General features: G+C 63.1%; 12 protein-coding genes. 8 read left to right on the top strand and 4 right to left on the bottom strand.

What is annotated here, in order from left to right; translation table 11 throughout:
• The first annotated feature begins 96 nt into the window (after positions 1-96).
• Together hrpA and IFT57_RS02825 are read left to right on the top strand one after the other, a co-directional pair.
• Complete coding sequence (gene hrpA / locus IFT57_RS02830) at positions 97-4,008, top strand: ATP-dependent RNA helicase HrpA (RefSeq protein WP_192150410.1); 3,912 nt, start codon at positions 97-99, stop codon at positions 4,006-4,008.
• Positions 4,009-4,084: 76 nt separating this feature from the next.
• Complete coding sequence (locus tag IFT57_RS02825) at positions 4,085-5,206, top strand: beta-ketoacyl-ACP synthase III (protein ID WP_192150408.1); 1,122 nt, start codon at positions 4,085-4,087, stop codon at positions 5,204-5,206.
• Between the two features lie 82 nt (positions 5,207-5,288).
• Here the strand turns inward: IFT57_RS02825 and IFT57_RS02820 are convergent, their stop codons facing one another.
• Positions 5,289-6,572 (bottom strand): putative porin, encoded by a 1,284-nt coding sequence (locus tag IFT57_RS02820; RefSeq protein WP_192150406.1) that lies wholly within the window; start codon positions 6,570-6,572, stop codon positions 5,289-5,291.
• 278 nt (positions 6,573-6,850) lie between these two features.
• On the opposite strand from IFT57_RS02820, the gene IFT57_RS02815 reads away from it, so the two are divergent.
• Positions 6,851-7,975 carry a GNAT family N-acetyltransferase gene (locus IFT57_RS02815; protein ID WP_192150404.1) on the top strand — a complete coding sequence of 375 codons (1,125 nt, stop codon included), beginning with the start codon at positions 6,851-6,853 and terminating at the stop codon, positions 7,973-7,975.
• Between the two features lie 290 nt (positions 7,976-8,265).
• Here the strand turns inward: IFT57_RS02815 and IFT57_RS02810 are convergent, their stop codons facing one another.
• The 3 genes from IFT57_RS02810 to IFT57_RS02800 all read right to left on the bottom strand — a co-directional run bounded on the left by IFT57_RS02810 (position 8,266) and on the right by IFT57_RS02800 (position 11,830).
• Positions 8,266-10,095 carry an ATP-binding cassette domain-containing protein gene (locus IFT57_RS02810; protein ID WP_192150869.1) on the bottom strand — a complete coding sequence of 610 codons (1,830 nt, stop codon included), beginning with the start codon at positions 10,093-10,095 and terminating at the stop codon, positions 8,266-8,268.
• 61 nt (positions 10,096-10,156) lie between these two features.
• Complete coding sequence (locus tag IFT57_RS02805) at positions 10,157-10,720, bottom strand: peptidylprolyl isomerase (protein WP_192150402.1); 564 nt, start codon at positions 10,718-10,720, stop codon at positions 10,157-10,159.
• 168 nt (positions 10,721-10,888) lie between these two features.
• The gene (locus IFT57_RS02800) at positions 10,889-11,830 is read right to left on the bottom strand and encodes a LysR family transcriptional regulator (RefSeq protein ID WP_192049763.1); all 942 of its coding nucleotides are present in this window, start codon (positions 11,828-11,830) and stop codon (positions 10,889-10,891) included.
• Positions 11,831-12,043: 213 nt separating this feature from the next.
• On the opposite strand from IFT57_RS02800, the gene IFT57_RS02795 reads away from it, so the two are divergent.
• The 5 genes from IFT57_RS02795 to IFT57_RS02775 all read left to right on the top strand — a co-directional run bounded on the left by IFT57_RS02795 (position 12,044) and on the right by IFT57_RS02775 (position 18,452).
• Entirely contained in the window at positions 12,044-12,910 is an 867-nt protein-coding gene (locus IFT57_RS02795) for a carboxylate/amino acid/amine transporter (RefSeq protein WP_192150400.1), read from the top strand.
• Between the two features lie 14 nt (positions 12,911-12,924).
• On the top strand, positions 12,925-14,100 hold the full coding sequence (locus IFT57_RS02790) for a sugar transporter (RefSeq protein WP_192150398.1): 1,176 nt from the start codon (positions 12,925-12,927) through the stop codon (positions 14,098-14,100).
• Positions 14,101-14,497: 397 nt separating this feature from the next.
• On the top strand, positions 14,498-15,010 hold the full coding sequence (locus tag IFT57_RS02785) for a sigma-70 family RNA polymerase sigma factor (RefSeq protein ID WP_192150396.1): 513 nt from the start codon (positions 14,498-14,500) through the stop codon (positions 15,008-15,010).
• Positions 15,004-15,954 carry a FecR domain-containing protein gene (locus IFT57_RS02780; RefSeq protein ID WP_342030327.1) on the top strand — a complete coding sequence of 317 codons (951 nt, stop codon included), beginning with the start codon at positions 15,004-15,006 and terminating at the stop codon, positions 15,952-15,954. The genes IFT57_RS02785 and IFT57_RS02780 overlap by 7 nt, the downstream gene beginning before the upstream one ends.
• Before the next feature lie 167 nt (positions 15,955-16,121).
• The gene (locus IFT57_RS02775) at positions 16,122-18,452 is read left to right on the top strand and encodes a TonB-dependent receptor (RefSeq protein ID WP_244657255.1); all 2,331 of its coding nucleotides are present in this window, start codon (positions 16,122-16,124) and stop codon (positions 18,450-18,452) included.
• Positions 18,453-18,543 lie beyond the last annotated feature (91 nt).

Below are 18,543 nucleotides of genomic sequence, written 5' to 3'. Positions count from 1 at the left end.
GCCCAGATCCGGGGGCTGCCGACACAACCCCCGCAAATCTGCGACAATTGCGGGGTGTAACCTTCGACGTACCCCACCAAGACCTCTGCGTACCTGATGACCGACCAAACCGCTTCGATTGACCAGCTGCTGAAAAACCTCGACCAGGCCATGATCGGCGACCGTCACCGTCTGCGCCGGCAGTTGCACGAACTGCGCAAGCGTCCTGACGAGGCGAAGCTTGGCCAGTGGGTCGAGAAAGTCCAGGCCTCGTTCGCCCGCGTCGAGGCACGGCGGCGCAGCGTGCCAAGCGTGCGCTACGACGACAGCCTGCCGATTGCCGCCAAGCGCGACGAGATCAAGAAAATCCTCGCCGAGCACCAGGTGCTGATCATTGCCGGCGAAACCGGTTCGGGCAAGACCACCCAGCTACCCAAGATTTGCCTGGAAATGGGTCGCGGCCAGCACGGCCTGATCGCCCACACCCAGCCGCGTCGGATTGCCGCGCGCAGCGTGGCCAGTCGGGTCGCAGAAGAACTGGCCACGCCGTTGGGCGGGTTGGTCGGCTATCAAGTGCGCTTCGAGGACCAGAGCGATGCCAATACCCTGGTCAAGCTGATGACCGATGGCATCCTCCTGGCCGAGACCCAGCACGACCGCTTCCTCGAACGCTACGACACCATCATCGTCGACGAAGCGCACGAGCGCAGTCTCAACATCGATTTTCTGCTGGGGTACCTGAAGACCCTGCTGCCACGGCGTCCCGACCTCAAGGTCATCATCACTTCGGCCACCATCGACCTGCAGCGTTTCTCCGAGCACTTCGACGACGCGCCGATCATCGAGGTGTCCGGGCGGACCTTCCCGGTGGACACCTGGTATCGGCCGCTCACCGCCGAGCAGGACGAGGAAGGCAATCAGATCGAGAACGACCTGACCGTCGACCAGGCGATTCTGGCGACGCTCGACGAGATCGCCGCTTTCGAGCGCAGCGAGCGCAAGACGCCGGGCGACGTGCTGGTGTTCCTGCCCGGCGAACGCGAGATTCGCGATGCCGCCGACATGCTGCGCAAGGCGCAACTGCGGCACACGGAAATCCTGCCGCTGTACGCGCGGCTGTCGCCGGCCGAGCAGCAGCGTATCTTTCAGTCCCATCCCGGGCGGCGCGTGGTCCTGGCCACCAACGTGGCGGAAACGTCGCTGACCGTGCCGGGCATTCGCTACGTGATCGACAGCGGCACCGCGCGCATCAGTCGCTACAGCTACCGTGCCAAGGTCCAGCGCCTGCCGATCGAGGCGGTGTCCCAGGCCAGCGCCAACCAGCGCAAGGGTCGCTGTGGCCGGGTCGAGCCGGGTATCTGTATCCGCCTGTACAGCGAAGAGGACTTTCTCTCGCGCCCCGAATTCACCGATCCGGAAATCCTGCGCACCAACCTGGCGGCGGTGATTCTGCAGATGCTGCACCTGCGCCTGGGCGAAATCGACCAGTTCCCGTTCATCGAGCCCCCCGATGGCAAGGCCATCAGCGATGGCTTCAACCTGCTGCAGGAGCTGTCTGCGGTCAACCGCGAGAACCAGCTCACGCCCATGGGTCGCCAGCTGGCCCGGTTGCCGATCGACCCGCGGCTGGGCCGCATGCTGCTCGAGGGTGCGCGCCAGGGCAGCCTGCAGGAAGTCTTGATCATTGCCAGCGTGCTCTCGGTGCAGGACCCGCGCGAGCGTCCGCCCGAGCGCCAGCAGGCGGCCGACCAGGCCCATGTGCAATGGAAGGACGCCGATTCGGATTTCGCCGCGCTGGTCAATCTGTGGCGCGGTTTCGAAACCCAACGCCAGGAGTTGGGCGCAAGCGCGTTGCGCAACTGGTGCCGCAAACAGTTCCTCAATTACCTGCGCCTGCGCGAATGGCGCGATGCGCATCGGCAACTGAGCCTGATCTGCCGTGACTTGCAGCTGGAGGTGAACAAGGACGCTGCGGACTATCCCAGGTTTCACAAGGCGGTGTTGTCCGGTCTGCTCAGCCAGATCGGCCAGAAGACCGAAGACGGCGACTACCTGGGCGCACGCCAGCGTCGCTTCTGGGTCCACCCGTCCTCGGGCATGGGGCGCAAGAAGCCTCAGTGGCTGATGGCCGCCGAGCTGGTCGAAACGACCAAGCTGTACGCGCGCATGGTCGCCAAGATCGAGCCCGACTGGATCGAACCGCTGGCCGGACACCTGATCAAGAAGAACCATTTCGAACCGCACTGGGAAAAGAAGCGCGGCCAGGTGGTGGCGTTCGAGCAGATCACGCTCTACGGCATGATCGTGGTCGGCCGGCGCCCGGTGCATTTCGGCCCCATCGACCCGGTAGCGTCACGCGAGCTGTTCATTCGCGAAGGCCTGGTGCGTGGCGAGATCCACTCGCGAGCCAAGTGCCTGACGGCCAATCGCCTGCTGCTCGAGCAACTCGACGAGCTGGAGGCCAAGGCCCGGCGTCGCGACATTCTGGCCGATGAAGAAACCCTCTACGGCTTCTATGAAGCGCGCCTTCCTGCCGAGATTCATCAGACCGCCACCTTCGACAGCTGGTACAAGGTCAACAGCCAGAAACAGCCCGATCTACTGATCATGCGCGAAGAGGACGTACTGGCCCGCGAGGCGAGCGAAGTCACTGCGGCGCAGTACCCGGATACCCTGCGGCTGGGCGACCTGAGCCTGCAGCTGAGCTACCACTTCGAGCCCAATCATCCGCGCGATGGCGTGACGTTGTGCGTGCCCGCGCCGCTGCTGCCCGCTTTGCCGGGTGAGCGTCTGGAATGGCTGGTGCCGGGCTTGCTGGAAGCCAAGTGCATCTCGCTGGTGCGCAACCTGCCCAAGGCCTTGCGCAAGAACTTCGTGCCGGTGCCGGACTTCGTTCGTGCAGCGCTCGCACGTCTGACGTTCGGCGCAGGCTCGCTGCCCCAGGCGCTGGGGAGCGAATTGCTGCGCATGACCGGCGCGCGCGTCAGCGACGAGGCGTGGGCCGAGGCGGCCCAGCAGGTCGACAGCCATCTGCGCATGAACATCGAAGTGCTCGACGGCCAGGGCAAGTTTCTGGGTGAAGGGCGTGACCTGGCCGAGTTGACCGCGCGCTTCGCCGAGGCCAGCAGCGCCGCGTTGGCCGTGCCGAGCACGGCCAAGAGCCAGCAACCGGTGCAAGCCAAGGCGTTCGCCAAGGTCGAGCAGACCACCCAGCAGAACATTGCCGGGCTGTCGATGACGGTGTATCCCGCATTGGTCGAAGAGGGTGGTACGGTCAAGGAAGGGCGCTTCTCGACGGCGGCCGAAGCCGAGTATCAGCATCGCCGCGCCTTGCAGCGCTTGTTGCTGCAGCAATTGGCCGAGCCTGCCAAGTTTCTGCGTGGCAAGTTGCCGGGCCAGACCGAGCTGGGCCTGTTGTACCGCGAACTGGGCCGTGTCGAAGCGCTGGTCGAGGATATTCTGCTGGCCAGCCTCGACAGCTGCGTGCTCGAGGGCGAGGCCAGCCTGCCGCGCGACGGTGTGGCACTGGCAGCACTGGCCGAACGCAAGCGTGGTGCCTGGACGGAGCATGCCGAGCGTCTTGCGCGCCTGACCCTGGATATTCTGAAGTTGTGGCACGGCCTGCAGAAGCGCTTCAAGGGCAAGATCGATCTGACCCATGCCGTGGCGTTGAACGATATCAAGCAGCAACTAAGCAATCTGGTCTATCCCGGTTTCGTGCGTGACACCCCCGCGGCGTGGCTGAAGGAAATGCCGCGCCTGCTCAAGGCTGTCGAGCTACGCTTGGAGAAGCTGCCGAGCCAGGTGCAGAAAGACCGGGTCTGGAGCGGCGAGCTGTCCGGTCTCTGGAGCCAGTACCAGGCGCGCCTGAACAAGCATGGCCAGGAAGGCAAGCGTGATCCACAGTTGGCGGCTTACCGCTGGCTGCTAGAGGAATATCGAGTGTCGCTGTTCGCGCAGCAGTTGGGCACCAAGGTGCCGGTATCGGACAAGCGCTTGAGCAAGCAATGGAGCGCAGTGGACGCCTGAATCAGCCCCGGTCGATTGACCTGGGCCTGCGTGGCGTCCATGTGAATGAGTTGCCCCTAACAATAGAGGAACGAGCGTGCATAACGTCGTCATCAGCGGCACCGGCCTGTACACGCCGGCCCAGAGCATCTCCAACGAAGAGCTGGTCGAGTCTTTCAACCGCTACGTCGAAGCATTCAATGCAGAAAATGCCGCCGCCATCGAGCGTGGCGACGAGCAGGCGCTGGCGCCTTCCAGCGCTGCTTTCATCGAGAAGGCCAGCGGCATCAAGAGCCGCTTCGTCATGGACAAGGCGGGAATTCTCGATCCGCAGCGGATGAAGCCGCAGCTGCCCGAGCGCAGCAATGACGAGCAGTCGATTCTGTGCCAGATGGCGGTCGCTGCGGCGGAGCAGGCGCTGCAACGGGCCGGTCGCACCGCCGCCGATGTCGACGCGGTGATCGTTGCCTGTTCCAACCTGCAACGTCCCTATCCGGCGGTGGCCATCGAGGTGCAGCAGGCACTGGGTATTCAGGGTTTCGGCTTCGACATGAACGTGGCCTGCTCCTCGGCCACCTTCGGTATTCAGCAGGCAAGCAACAGCGTGCAGCTGGGGCAGGCGCGCGCGGTACTGGTGGTGAGCCCGGAGATCTGCACCGGGCACCTGAATTTCCGCGACCGCGACAGCCACTTCATCTTCGGCGATGCAGCAACGGCCGTGCTCGTGGAACGTGCGGACCTGGCCACTTCGGCGAACCAGTTCGACATCGTCAGCACCCGTCTGCAGACGCAGTTCTCCAACAATATTCGCAACAACTTCGGTTTCCTCAATCGGGCCGAAGCGTTGGGGGCAGGAGGCGACGACAAGCTGTTCGTGCAGGAAGGCCGCAAGGTGTTCAAGGAAGTCTGCCCAATGGTGGCCGAACTGATCGCCGCCCATCTGGCGCAGAACGACATTGCCGTGCAAAGCGTCAGGCGCTTCTGGCTGCATCAGGCCAACCTGAGCATGAATCACTTGATCGTGAAGAGGCTGCTCGGCCGCGACGCCAGCGTCGACGAGGCGCCGGTGATTCTCGACCGGTATGCCAATACCAGTTCGGCAGGATCGGTGATTGCCTTGCACACCCATCAGGATGATCTGGCACCAGGCTCGCTCGGGGTGTTGAGCTCGTTCGGTGCAGGCTACTCCATCGGCAGCGTGATTCTGCGCAAGCGCTGATCGACGACCGCCATGCCAATGAAAAAGGCGCCACCTGCGATGAACTCGCGGGTGACGCCTTTTTCATTGCGGCGATGGGGACTTAGAACTTGGCTTCCAGGTCCAGTTGCAGGGTGTTCACGTCGGCATCGGTGCGGGTTCGGCTGGCGACGTCGGATTCGGCCAGGAAGTAGGTGGCACCGACGGCGAAGTTCTTGTCGATTTCGTAGCCCAGCTTGACCTTGTGGCCGCGCGAGCCGGTGAAGCCGTTGGCGAAGTCGGAGTCGGTGAAAGCCCCGACCACGGCGTTGCGCTGCACGTCGCGGTAGTTGTAGTCCAGGCCAAAGCCGGCGAACTTGGTCTTGAAGCCGGTCAGCCAGGCAGTGTCCTGCTTGCCGACCAGGGCGGTGGCTTCGGCATCACCGTTGACCACGTACTGGCCATAGATCGACAGCGGCAACGGCAGGCCGGTGATGTCCAGTTGACCGAAGCCTTCGTACAGGGTGAATTCGGTCGAGGCGTTGCCGTTGACGGCCAGCACGGCGGCAGCGTTGGTGGCGTTGTCATTGTCGTAGGAATAGACACTGCCGCCCAGGGTCATCTTGACGTTGTCGCCCAGCGCAAAGCGCGCGCCAGCCTGACCGGTGTACATGCGCAGGTCGTGTTCGAACTGACGACCTTCGCCGTCGATGTTGTCGGTCAGTACGTAGTAGCCCGTGCTGCCGAACAGCTCAGCGCCGCCCAGGGGCAGCTTGTAGGTGGCGGCCACACCTTCCGGGTTGATGTCGCCGTCCCAGATCACGTCGCCCATGCTGACCCAAGGCTGGGCCATCTTGCCGCCGATCAGATGCAGGTCCTTGATGGCAGTAGGGTGCCAGTCCAGGTAGGCCTGGTCGAGCCAGATGGATTTCTTGCTGAAGGCGCCGTCCAGGCTCTGGTTGGTGGAGCGAGCGTCCGCGCTGCTGCCGGTAGCGACGCGGATGCCGGCGTCGACCTGCGGGTTGATCTCACTGTAGACCCCGATGCGGGCGCGGATGCGCTGGCGGTCCTGGTTGCGGTCGCCGTTGGAACCATCACGTTCGCCATCGACGTTGATGCTTTCGTGGCGCAGGCGCACGTCGCCCTTGATCTGCGTCTTTGCAGCCCAGGCGACTTTCTGGTCGAACGCGCTCATCTTCTTCGATTGTTCGGCGGCAGCCACTTGCTGGGCCTGTTTCTCACCGTCGAGCTCGGTCTTCAATTCGGCGTATTGCGCAGCGTTGATCGAGCCGTTGGCGCGCAGCATGTCGAGCAGCTTGGCATCGACTGCGGCACTGGCCTGGGTGCTGATGGCCATCAGGACAGTGGCGCTCAGGCTGACCTTGGTGAGTGTTGAAACACGACGCATGACATTCTCCCTATCGCAAAAAAGGCCGGCAAGCGCCGAGCCTGAAAGTACTTCCGGACGCGCCTGGCAGACGGCGTGGCTGACCCCGGAAAACTGGCGCAAGTATTGCGAGGGGTGATGACAAAACGATGTCAGAACAATGGCTTGGCGATGACACTGAAATGACTGAATGGCTTGATCCAGAGCCTTCTCTGAATGATGGCACTGTATTGGCGGGTGACCGCGGCGAGAGCCTGCGCGATACTGGGCAGCACGTCCCGTCAATTGGAGCCCTACCGATGCCGCTGCATGTAGCTGCCAGCTTGTCCGCCATCGACGCCGCGCAGTGGGACGCCCTGTTGCCTGAACCGCAGCCATTCCTGCGGCATGCTTTTCTCAGTGCGCTGGAGGACAGCGGCAGCCTTGGCGAGCGCTCGGGCTGGGCCCCCGAGCATCTGTTGCAGATCGAAGACGGGCAGCTAGTGGCGGCCTTGCCCAGCTACCGCAAGTGGCATTCCTATGGGGAGTACGTGTTCGATCACGGCTGGGCCGACGCCTGCGAACGTGCCGGTATCGACTATTACCCCAAGCTGCTTAGCGCCGTGCCCTTCAGTCCGGTGAGCGGCCCGCGATTGCTTGCCCGCCGCCCTCGGGATGGGGTGGAGTTGCTGCGCTGTGTGCCGGGCTATCTGGAGCTGGAAGGCCTCAGTGGTGCCCACGTCAATTTCACCAATGCCTCCCTCGATGAACTGCTGAAGGCCGAGCAGGGCTGGATGGAGCGGCTGGGTTGCCAGTATCACTGGCACAACCGAGGCTATCGCGACTTTGATGATTTTCTCGACGCACTGAGCTCGCGCAAGCGCAAACAGATGCGCAAGGAGCGCGAGCAGGTGCGGGCCCAAGGTATCGAGTTCGAGTGGCGCGAAGGCGCGCAGGTGAGTGAAGCCGAATGGGATTTCGTCTATGCGTGCTATGCCAATACGTACCTGGTACGTGGGCGTTCGCCGTACCTGACCCGGGATTTTTTCAGCCTTTTGGCCGAACGGATGCCCGAGGCGATACGTCTGGTGCTGGCGACTCATGAGCGGCGCCCGGTGGCCATGGCCTTCAGCCTGGTAGGCGGGGACAGTTTCTACGGGCGTTATTGGGGCTGCCTGGCCGAGTATGACCGCTTGCACTTCGAAACCTGCTTCTATCAGGGCATGGACTATGCCATCGCCCACGGCATCAAGCGTTTCGATGCGGGGGCGCAAGGCGAACACAAGTTGATTCGGGGTTTCGAGCCGGTGATCACTCGTTCATGGCACTACCTGCGTCATCCTGGGCTGCGCGATGCGGTGGAAAATTTTCTGCAGGCCGAGCGGGCAGGGGTCCTGACCTACGCCGAGCAGGCACGGGAAGCCTTGCCCTACCGGCAGGTCTGAATATTCCCTGGGTGTGCCTGATGCATCGCGGCGAGCCTTTCGCGGCCGATGACCGCTCCTACAGAGGTGTGGGTGAGGTCCACTGTAGGAGCGGTCCGTGGCCGCGAAAAGATCGCCCCCATGTAACTGACGGATCGCGGCGAGCCTTTCGCGGCCGATGACCGCTCCCACAGGGGTGTGACATGCGGTCAACTGTGGGAGCGGTCCGTGGCCGCGAAGGGCGCACTGAGGTGTGTCTGGTAGACCGCAGTGTTGCCTTCGCGGGCGGAGCCCGCTCCCACAAGGGGTGATCAGTCCATGCCTACGAAGCCACCGGTCTGGTGGTGCCATAGCCTTGCATACAGGCCATGCTGCGCCAGCAGCTCGGTATGGCTGCCGATTTCCACCACTTTGCCTTTCTGCAGCACTACCAGGCGATCCATCTTGGCGATGGTGGACAGACGGTGAGCAATCGCAATCACGGTCTTGCCTTTCATCAGGGTTTCCAGGCTTTCCTGAATTGCTGCCTCGACCTCGGAATCGAGCGCCGAAGTCGCTTCGTCCATGATCAGGATCGGCGCATTCTTCAGCAAAACACGGGCGATCGAGATGCGCTGGCGCTGGCCACCGGACAGTTTCACGCCGCGTTCGCCGACATGAGCGTCGAAACCACGTCGGCCTTCGCTGTCGGACAGCAGCGGCAGAAAGTCATCGGCGCGGGCCTTGCGTACCGCTTCCCAGACCTGCTCCTCGGTGGCATTGGGCTTGCCGTAACGCAGGTTGTCGAGGATCGAGCGGTGCAGCAGAGAAGTGTCCTGAGTGATCAAGCCGATCTGTTCGCGCAGACTCTCCTGGGTCACCTCGGCGATGTCCTGGCCATCGATCAGGATGCGGCCGCTGGGCAGGTCGTACAGACGCAGCAGCAGGTTGACCAACGTCGATTTACCCGCCCCTGAGGGGCCGATCAGGCCGATCTTCTCACCCGGACGGATATCCAGGGTCAAGCCCTCGATGATGCTGTCGCCCTTGGGGTAATGGAAATGCACGTCTTCGAAGCGCACATTGCCGCGGTCGACCTTGAGCCGTGGAGCGCCATTTTTGTCGGTCACGCTGACAGGTTGGGCAATGGTCTGCAGGCCATCCTGCACCATGCCGATGTTTTCGAAGATGCCGTTGACCACCCACATGATCCAGCCGGACATGTTGACGATACGGATCACCAGGCCGGTTGCCAGGGCAATCGCGCCTACCGAGATGAGCGACTGAGTCCACAGCCACAGGGCCAGCCCGGTAGTGGCGACGATCAGCAGGCCATTGATGGTGGTGATGGCGAAGTCCATGGCAGTGATCACGCGGCTTGCCAGTTGGGTTTTCTCGGTCTGCTCGCTGATCGCATCACGTGCGTACTGCTGCTCCATACTGGTATGGGCGAACAGCTTGAGAGTGGCGATGTTGGAGTAGCCATCGACAATGCGCCCCATCAGTTTCGAGCGTGCGTCGGAGGACACCACCGAGCGTTCCTTGACCCGTGGAACGAAGTAATACAGCGCGATCACATAGGCGACGATCCACAGGATCAGGGGAATCATCAGCCGCCAGTCGGCTTCGGCGAACAGCACCAGCGCGCTGATCGCGTAGATCAATACATGCCACAGGGCGTCGACTGCGGCGACCGCCGAGTCGCGCAACGAGTTGCCGGTCTGCATGATGCGTTGGGCAATGCGCCCGGCGAAGTCGCTGTGGAAGAAGTTCATGCTCTGCTTGAGCACGTAGTTGTGGTTCTGCCAGCGAATCAGGCTGGTCATGCCGGGGCTGATCGCCTGATGTACCAGAAGATCGTGCAGGCCGATGAAAATAGGCCTGAACACCAGTGCGACCACCACCATCCAGGTCAGCTCCAGCGCATTGTCGCTGAAGAAGTGCACGTTGGGTGTGCCCTGGGCCATGTCGATGATGCGACTGAGGTAGCGGAACAGGGCGACTTCGATCAATGCGCCGATCAAACCCACCACCAACAGGGTGGCGAAGCTGGGCCATACCTGCTTGAGGTAGTAGATGTAGAAGGCCAGGACTTTGTTGGGGGGCGTTTCCGTAGGCGCTTCGCGGAAGATATCGATCCATTGTTCGAAGCGGCGATAAATGCTCAAGCGTGCTCTCCTGTGCGGGTTGACGGTCCTGGCCGGGGCCGGCGGTGCGTGCGGTTCAGTCCACGCGTTTCGCCGATTTGATCATCACCGGATCACTGGGCACGTTCTGCATGCCGCCTTTGGTGATCGTTGGAGCGTTGGCGATGTTGTCGACCACTTCCATGCCCTTGACCACTTTGCCGAAGACCGCATAGCCAAAATCGCGGCCACCATGGTCGAGAAAGTCGTTGTCCTTCTGGTTGATGAAGAACTGGCTGGTGGCCGAGTCCTTTACTTGAGTGCGCGCCATCGCGAGGGTTCCCCGGACGTTGTGCAAACCGTTGTCGGCCTCGTTCTTGATCGGACCCTGGGTTGCCTTTTCACGCATGTCGGCGGTGAAGCCGCCCGCCTGGACCATGAAACCTGGGATCACGCGGTGGAATAGGGTGTTGTTGTAGTGACCCTTATCGACGTAGGCGAGGAAGTTCGCGGTACTGATCGGTGCCTTGGCAGCGTCCAGCTCGACTTCGATCGGGCCCATGCTGGTATCGAGCAACACGTGCGGGTGCTGAGCGTCGGCAGCCAGCAGGTGGCTCGCCAGGGAGAGAGAACAGGCGGCCAGAAGGATTTTTTTCAGCATGGATACGAAGTCCTTGAAGAGGGGAGGCAAATGCTTTGAGCCAAAAGCGGCGCAAGCGTTCGGGGCAATGTGTGGCAAGCGTGCCGCCAAAGGACGGTGAGGGCGAGCCGCAGGGGTAAAATGAATGTTACCTAATGTTCACAGCGCGAAGTGTTCACAGCGCGCAGTTCAGGCGTCTTCGCTCAGGACCGTCTGCTCCATGGCCAGGATCGGCACGTCCAACGGCGCGGTGTCGAAGGTGCGTAGCAGTTCGACGAGAATCTGCGTGGCCGGGCCCAGCGGCTTGTCTTTGTTCGAATACAGATAGAAAGTGGGGTGCCGACTGCCGCCCTGTTCCAGGGGCAGGGCGGCGAGGGTGCCCTCGCGCAGTTCGCGTTCGATCATGTGCCGCGGCAACCAGGCGAAGCCCAGGCCACTGCCGACGAAGCTGGCGGCGGTGGCCAGGCTGCCGACGGTCCAGCGCTGCTCCGCGCCCAGCCAGCCGACGTCGCGCGGTTGCTGGCGGCCCGAGTCACGGATCACCACCTGCATGTGGCCCTGCAGGTCCTGCACGCTCAACGCCCGGCCCGTGGTCAACAGGGCGTGTTCGGGGTGCGCAACCGCGATGAACTCGATGGCGCTCATTTCGTTGCCCAGGTAGCCCGGAATGCTGTAGCTGCTGATCGCCAGGTCGGCGACGCCTTCCTGCAGCACTTCCTCGACCCCCGACAGCACTTCTTCGCGCAACCGCACTCGACAGCCGCGGCTCTGCGGCATGAACGCGGTCAGGGCACGAATCAGCCGTGCATTGGGGTAGGCCGCGTCGACCACCAGGCGCACTTCGGCTTCCCAGCCCTGCTCCATGTGGTGCGCCAGGTCTTCCAGCTGGCTGGCCTGCTTGACCAGTTGCCGGGAGCGGCGCAACAGCACGCCACCGGCGTCGGTGAGCACGGCCTTGCGCCCGTCGATGCGCAACAGGGGCACGCCGAGCTGGTCTTGCATGCGGGCCACGGTGTAGCTGATCGAAGACTGCGAGCGGTGCAGGGCTTCGGCCGCCTGGGCGAAGCCGCCATGGTCGACCACGGCCTGCAGGGTTCGCCATTGATCAAGGGTGACGCGGGGCGCTTTCATCTTCGACTCCTGGTGTCCTGAGCTGGCAGCCCGCCCGAGGGTGTAGCGATCTGTCTCGATGCGACACAGGGTAGAGGAATGATCGGACAAGACAACTTATTTGATGTGTCGTGACAGGTATCCAGGCCTCTTCAATCGAGCCCACGCTTGCTTCACTGGCCTGACCTGCCCCAGATGCGCTAAGGTCCGCGCCTCGCAAATTCGGGACGCACCATGCAATACCTTCTGATCGTCACCCTCATCCAGGCCTTCTCGTTCAGCTTGATCGGCGAATACCTCGCCGGGCATGTCGACAGCTATTTTGCCGTCCTCGCCCGGGTCCTGCTCGCTGGGCTGGTGTTCCTGCCGCTGACCCGCTGGCGCCAGGTCGAACCGCGCTTTCTGCGCGCCATGCTGCTGATCGGCGCGCTGCAGTTCGGCATTACCTACGTCTGCCTGTACCTCAGTTTTCGCGTACTGAGCGTGCCGGAAGTGCTGCTGTTCACCATTCTGACGCCTGTGCATGTGACCTTGATCGAGGATGCGCTGAATCGTCGCTTCAACCGCTGGGCGCTGGTGGCGGCCCTGGTCGCGGTGGCAGGTGCCGCGGTGATCCGCTTCGACCGCGTCAGCCCGGACTTTTTCATCGGTTTTCTGCTGCTGCAGGTCGCCAACTTCACCTATGCTGCCGGCCAGGTGCTGTACAAGCATCTGCTCGCGCGCCACCCCAGCGACCAGCCGCAATACCGGCGTTTCGGCTATTTCTACGTGGGTGCCTTACTGGTGGTGCTTCCGGCATTCCTGCTGTTCGGCAACCCCGACCACCTGCCGCAGGCGCCCTTGCAGTGGGGCGTGCTGGCGTTTCTCGGGCTGGTGTCGACGGCGCTCGGCATGTATTGGTGGAACAAGGGCGCAAGCCTCGTGCCGGGGGCGACGCTGGCGGTGATGAACAATCTCCACGTACCGGTCGGTTTGCTGCTCAACCTGTTGATCTGGAATCAGGACGAACCACTGGGACGGCTGTTCCTGGGCGGTGGGGTAATCCTTTTCTCGGTGTGGTTGAGCCGTCTGGGCGTGCGTGACAGCAAGGGGCGAGCATGATGAAAACAGGATCCATGGAAACATCCACAGGCAGCTGGGCCAGCGTCATCGCGCTGGCACTGGCGGCATTCATCTTTAATACCACGGAGTTCGCGCCGGTCGGGCTGCTGACTTCGATCGGTCTGAGCTTCGCCATGCCGACGGCGCAGGTGGGGCTGATGTTGACGGTGTATGCCTGGGTGGTGTCGCTGATGTCGCTGCCAATCATGCTGCTCACCCGCAATATCGAACGTCGCCGGTTGCTGATCGGGGTGTTCATGCTGTTCGTGGTCAGCCATGTGGTCTCCAGTGTCGCCTGGAGCTACGGAGTGTTGCTGGCCAGTCGCATCGGGATCGCCTTTGCCCACGCCCTGTTCTGGTCGATCACGGCATCGCTGGCGGTGCGGCTGGCGCCACCGGGCAAGCATACTCAGGCGCTGGGGCTGCTGGCCACCGGCACGTGCCTGGCCATGGTGCTGGGCGTTCCATTGGGCCGGGTGGTGGGAGAAGCACTCGGCTGGCGCACCACGTTCGTCGGGATCGGTGTGGTGGCGACGGCGGTGGGGTTGTGGCTGGCAAAAAGCCTGCCGGCGCTGCCGAGTCAGAACTCGGGTTCGTTGCGCAGCCTGCCCATGTTGCTCAAGCGTCCAGTGCTGGTCGCGCTGTATGTGACCACGGCGCTGGTGATCACCGCGCAATACACGGCCTACAGCTACATCGAACCGTTCGTGCAGGCGGCGGCAGGCATGAGCGGGGAGATGACCACGACCCTGCTGTTGCTGTTCGGCGGTGCAGGGGTGATCGGCTCGCTGGTGTTCAGCCGCTACAGCGGTCGCTATCCGCGTAGCTTCATGGTGGTGTCGATCGCCCTGCTGGGCCTGTGCCTGATGCTGCTGTTGCCGCTGGCGCGCCACGCCACCTACCTGAGTGCAGTGAGCGTGGTCTGGGGCATTTCGATCATGTGCTTCAGCCTGGCGATGCAGTCCAAGGTGCTCGAACTGGCGCCGGATGCCACGGACGTGGCCATGGCGCTGCATTCGGGTATCTATAACGTCGGCATTGGCGGTGGGGCGTTGCTGGGCAGTGTGGTGATCACCCAGCTGGGGGTGGCGAATATTGGCAGCGTTGGTGCGCTGATGGCGGGGGCGGGCTTGCTGCTGTGCTGGCACACGACGTATCGGCGCAGTCATCCTGCGCCGACCTCTGAGTGAGTCCTGTGTCATACCGCGTCGATCGCTGACGCGGCTTGCACCGCTGCTACAGGGGAGCGCGATGTTTCTGGGGGAACGCGTTCAGGCCGGATGCAGGGGAATGTGATGTTTCTGGGGGAACGCGTTCAGGCCGGATGCAGGGGAATGCGATGTTTCTGGGGTAACGCGTTGAGACCGGATGCAGGGGAATGCGGGGTTTTGGGGGGAACGCGTTGAGGCCGGATGCAGGGGAATGCGGTCTCTGTAGCAGCGGCGCGAGCCGCGTCGGCGGCGCATGCGGTTTGCCTGGGTGACCGCGCTGTGGGCGGATACAGCGTCAAACGCAGAAGTAACGGTTCCGCTTCCATCCCTTTTTAAAATACAATCGATCTCATTTACATCTTATAGGGTGCCGATGATGGTCGATCTGGCGGGGGCTGACGTTCGGGCGTTCGAAACGCTCTACCGTGACAATCGCAGCTGGCTGGAGCAATGGCTCGGTCGGCGCCTGGGCAGTGCCTGGGATGCAGCCGACCTCAGCCAGGACACGTTCATCCGGGTCCTGGCCAGCCCCCAGTTGGTTGCCGACCTGCAGGAACCTCGCGCCTATCTCAAGACCGTCGGAAAACGCCTGCTGGTCAATTTCTACAAACAGCGCAGCCTTGAGCAAGCCTATCTGGATGCCCTTGCTACCTTGCCTGCATACGTCGCACCCTCGCCCGAGCAGCGCTGGCAGGTGCTGGAAACCCTGCACGCGCTGGATCAGTTGCTCGATGGCCTGCCCACCGCGGTTCGCCGAGCCTTTCTGCTCAGCCAGCTGGAGGGGTTGGGGTACCGGGAAATCGCCGAGCGGTTGCAGGTCAGCGAGCGCAGCGTCAAGCGCTACATGGCCCAGGCCTACGAGCACTGCCTGTTGGCTGAACTGTGCTGAGCCGCGAGCCCAGCGACGAAGCGCGCCGGGTCGCCCGGTCGGCGGCACGCTGGTGGGTGTGCATCGAGTCTGGCGCGGTCAGCGAGCAGGACCTCGCCCGCCTGCAACGCTGGCGTGAAGCCAGCGACGCCCATGAGTCGGCCTGGCGCCGGGTATCGGCGCTCAAGGGTCGCTTCCAGATTCTGCCGCCGGCGCTGGCCATGTCCACTCTGGATCGTCCAGCGCCAGGCCGTCGCGACATGCTCAAGGGTTTGCTGGGCTTGGCCGTGGTGGCGCCCGCTGGCTGGTGGCTGACGCGCGAGCTGCCCCTCGACGCCTGGCGCGCCGATGAGGCCACCGGGACCGGCGAGCGACGTCGACTGACATTGGCCGATGGCAGCGTGTTGCATATCAACACCTCGACGGCGGTCGATATCGACGCGGAACGACGGCAACTCACGCTGCAGCGCGGAGAAGTCATGTTGCGCCTGGCCGATGCGACACCGTTCGGCATCCGCACGGCACTCGCCGACGTGAGACTCGATCAAGGTGAAATCAATGTGTGCGAAGCCAGCGGCATCTGCCGGCTGTCGGTGCTTGCCGGGCAGGCAGAGGTTCGGCCCACTGGCTTTGCGCCGCTCACCTTGTACGCGGGGCAAAAAATACAGTTATCCAACGCAGGACCTGGCCCTATCACCGGTTTCGACCCGCGCCAACCGGGTTGGCGCGAAGGCGTGATCGTTGCCCTCAACCAGCCCCTGGGAGAGTTTCTGCGCGAGCTGGACCGTTATCGCTCCGGTATTCTGCGCTGGCAGCCCGAACTGGAAGCCCTGCGGGTCACCGGCAGTTTTCGCCTGGACGATCCGGATCAGGTGCTGAATCTGCTCGCCGTCAGCCTGCCGCTGCGCGTGCAGTGGCGCACGCGCTATTGGGCCACCTTGGTGCCCCAGGAAAAATCCGCGTAGCGCCTGTCCCCTTTTGCGCGCTCGCTTGTCATGGAAGGGTAAGCACACTCAAAGAGCCTTCAGCCATGCCCGCACGGCCCCCTCGTTCGTTTCCCCGGTCCATCCGCAAGCCACCGACCCACTATGCGCGTGCGCTGCATCTCAGCGTGCTGCTCGGCCTGGCGCCGATGCCGTTGCAGATGGCCCTTGCCGATGGCAGCGCTCGCGTCTACAGCGTGCCGCAGGGCGATCTCGCCGCTTCCTTGACACGCTTTGCCAGCCAGGCCGGTGTCAGCCTGTCGGTAGTCCCCGCGTTGGTCGACGGTAAGCGCAGCGCCGGGCTGACCGGTGAGTACAGCGTGGAAAGCGGCTTCGCCCAGTTGCTTGCCGGTAGCGGTCTGCGCCTGCAGGCGGCAGGGCAGAATGCCTACATCCTGGTGGCCGCGCCCCAAGGCTCGGACGTCGTGGAGATCACGCCCACCACGGTGACCGGTGCCGCGCAAGGCAGCGTTGCGGGCGATCCGTATGCCGGTGGGCAGGTGGCGCGGCGTGGCTCGCAAGGCCTTTTAGGTGCGCGAGACTTCATGGACACGCCGTTCAGCATGACCACCTACACCAGCGAGACCAGCAAGAACCAGCAGGCCCGCACCTTGGGCGATCTGGTGGCCAGCGACCCGGCAGTGCGTACCACCAACCCGGCAGGCGGGCGTTTCGAACAGTTCACCATTCGTGGCTTCAGCCTGTTCAATAGCGATGTGTCGTACAACGGGTTGTACGGAATACTGCCCACGTATTCCATCGACATGGAAATGGCCGACCGAGTGGACATCCTCCGCGGGCCGAGCCAGTTGATCAATGGCATTTCCCCGCGGGGCAGTGTCGGTGGCGGCATCAACGTGGTACCCAAGCGCGCCACCGATACGCCGATCAGCGAGTTCACCGCCAGCTACGCTTCCGACAACCAGGCTGGCGGCGCGGTGGATATCGGCCGACGCTTTGGTGAAGATGACCGCTTTGGTGTCCGCCTCAATGCGGTGAAGCAGGCGGGCGATACCACGTGGGACGAGCAGAGCGTGGACCGCGAGATGGCCGTGATCGGGTTGGATTTTCGCGGCGAGCGGCTGCGGCTTTCCACCGACCTGGGCCATACCGAACGCGATACCGATGCGCCTCAGGAGCGTGTCCAGGTCGGTGTCAACGCGCGCGTGCCGGGTGCCAACCATGTGCGCGACAACTATGCGCAACGCTGGAGCAAGGCGCGCACCGAGGACACGTTCGGGGCGTTCAATGGCGAATACGATTTGAATGATTCGACCCTGCTGTACGGCAGCATCGGTGCCCGCGAAAGCAACCACGATTTCCTCCGGCACAACGTATCGGTCACCAACGATGCCGGCGACTTCGAGGTACTGCCTCGCGACTTCACCCGGGACGAGAGCGTGCGCACGGCCACGGTGGGCGTCCGCAACTGGTTCCAGACCGGCCCGGTCAGTCATGAAGTGAACCTGGCCGCCAGTCATTTCTACATGGACTTCACTAATGGCGGCGCGCGCTACGCCAGGGGGCGCAGCAACCTTTACAACCCTATAGCCACACCAACGCCGACCAACCCCACGCGGCAGGACGCGAAGGTCTATACCGAGAACCGGTTCGACGGCGTGGCGCTGTCCGACACCCTCGGTTTCTTCGACGATCGGCTGTTGCTGACCCTGGGCGGACGCTGGCAGCGGGTCAAGGTGGACGACTGGAGCGACGGGGTGAAAGGCGATACGGGCTATGACGAGGAAAAGTTCTCGCCGTCGGCGGGGGTGCTCTACAAGCTCAGCGACGAGCTGTCGCTGTACGCCAACTACCTGGAAGGTCTGAGCCAGGGCAAGATCGCACCTTCCACCTCGATCAACGAAGACGAGATATTTCCGCCTTTCATCAGCCGTCAGGTGGAGGTGGGCGCCAAGTATGATCTGGGCAGCCTGGCTATCACCGCTGCGGCATTTCGCATCAAGCAGCCGGCGTACGAAACCAACGCCGTCACCCGTACCTTCGGGCCCAATGGCAAACGTGAGAACAACGGCGTGGAATTGAGCGTGTTCGGTGAGCCGCTCACGGGCGTGCGCCTGCTGGGTGGGGTGATGTACATCGACAGTGAGCTGAGCGGTACCACTGCAGGTGCCTTCGATGGCAACCGGGCACCGGCCACGCCCGAGCTCAATGTCAACCTGGGTGCGGAGTGGGATGTGCCGGCGTTGCCGGGTTTGACGCTCAGCGGGCGCGGGATCTACTCCAGCGCGCAGTACCTGGATCAGGCCAACAGCAAGGAAATCGACAGCTGGGAACGGTTCGACGTGGGTGCGCGTTACGCGTTCAAGGTGCAGGGCAAGGCCGTCACGCTGCGCGCCAATGTCGAGAACGTACTGGACAAGCGCTACTGGGCGTCGGCCGGTGCCTCGGACGACAGCGAACCTGGACTGACCTTGGCCACCCCGAGAACCTACCTGGTCTCCGCCACCGTTGGCTTCTGACTGTCTGTGGGACTGGCCATCTGTAGGAGTGGGCGCTGCGGTGTGTCAGGCTTTACGCGGTGAGGCCTTCGCGGCCGATGACCGCTCCCCA

The organism is Pseudomonas sp. CFBP 13719 (assembly GCF_014842095.1).
Taxonomy (GTDB): Bacteria; Pseudomonadota; Gammaproteobacteria; order Pseudomonadales; family Pseudomonadaceae; genus Aquipseudomonas.
The sequence above is the reverse complement of the archived record's forward strand: the minus strand, read 5'-3'. Positions and strand labels throughout refer to the sequence as shown.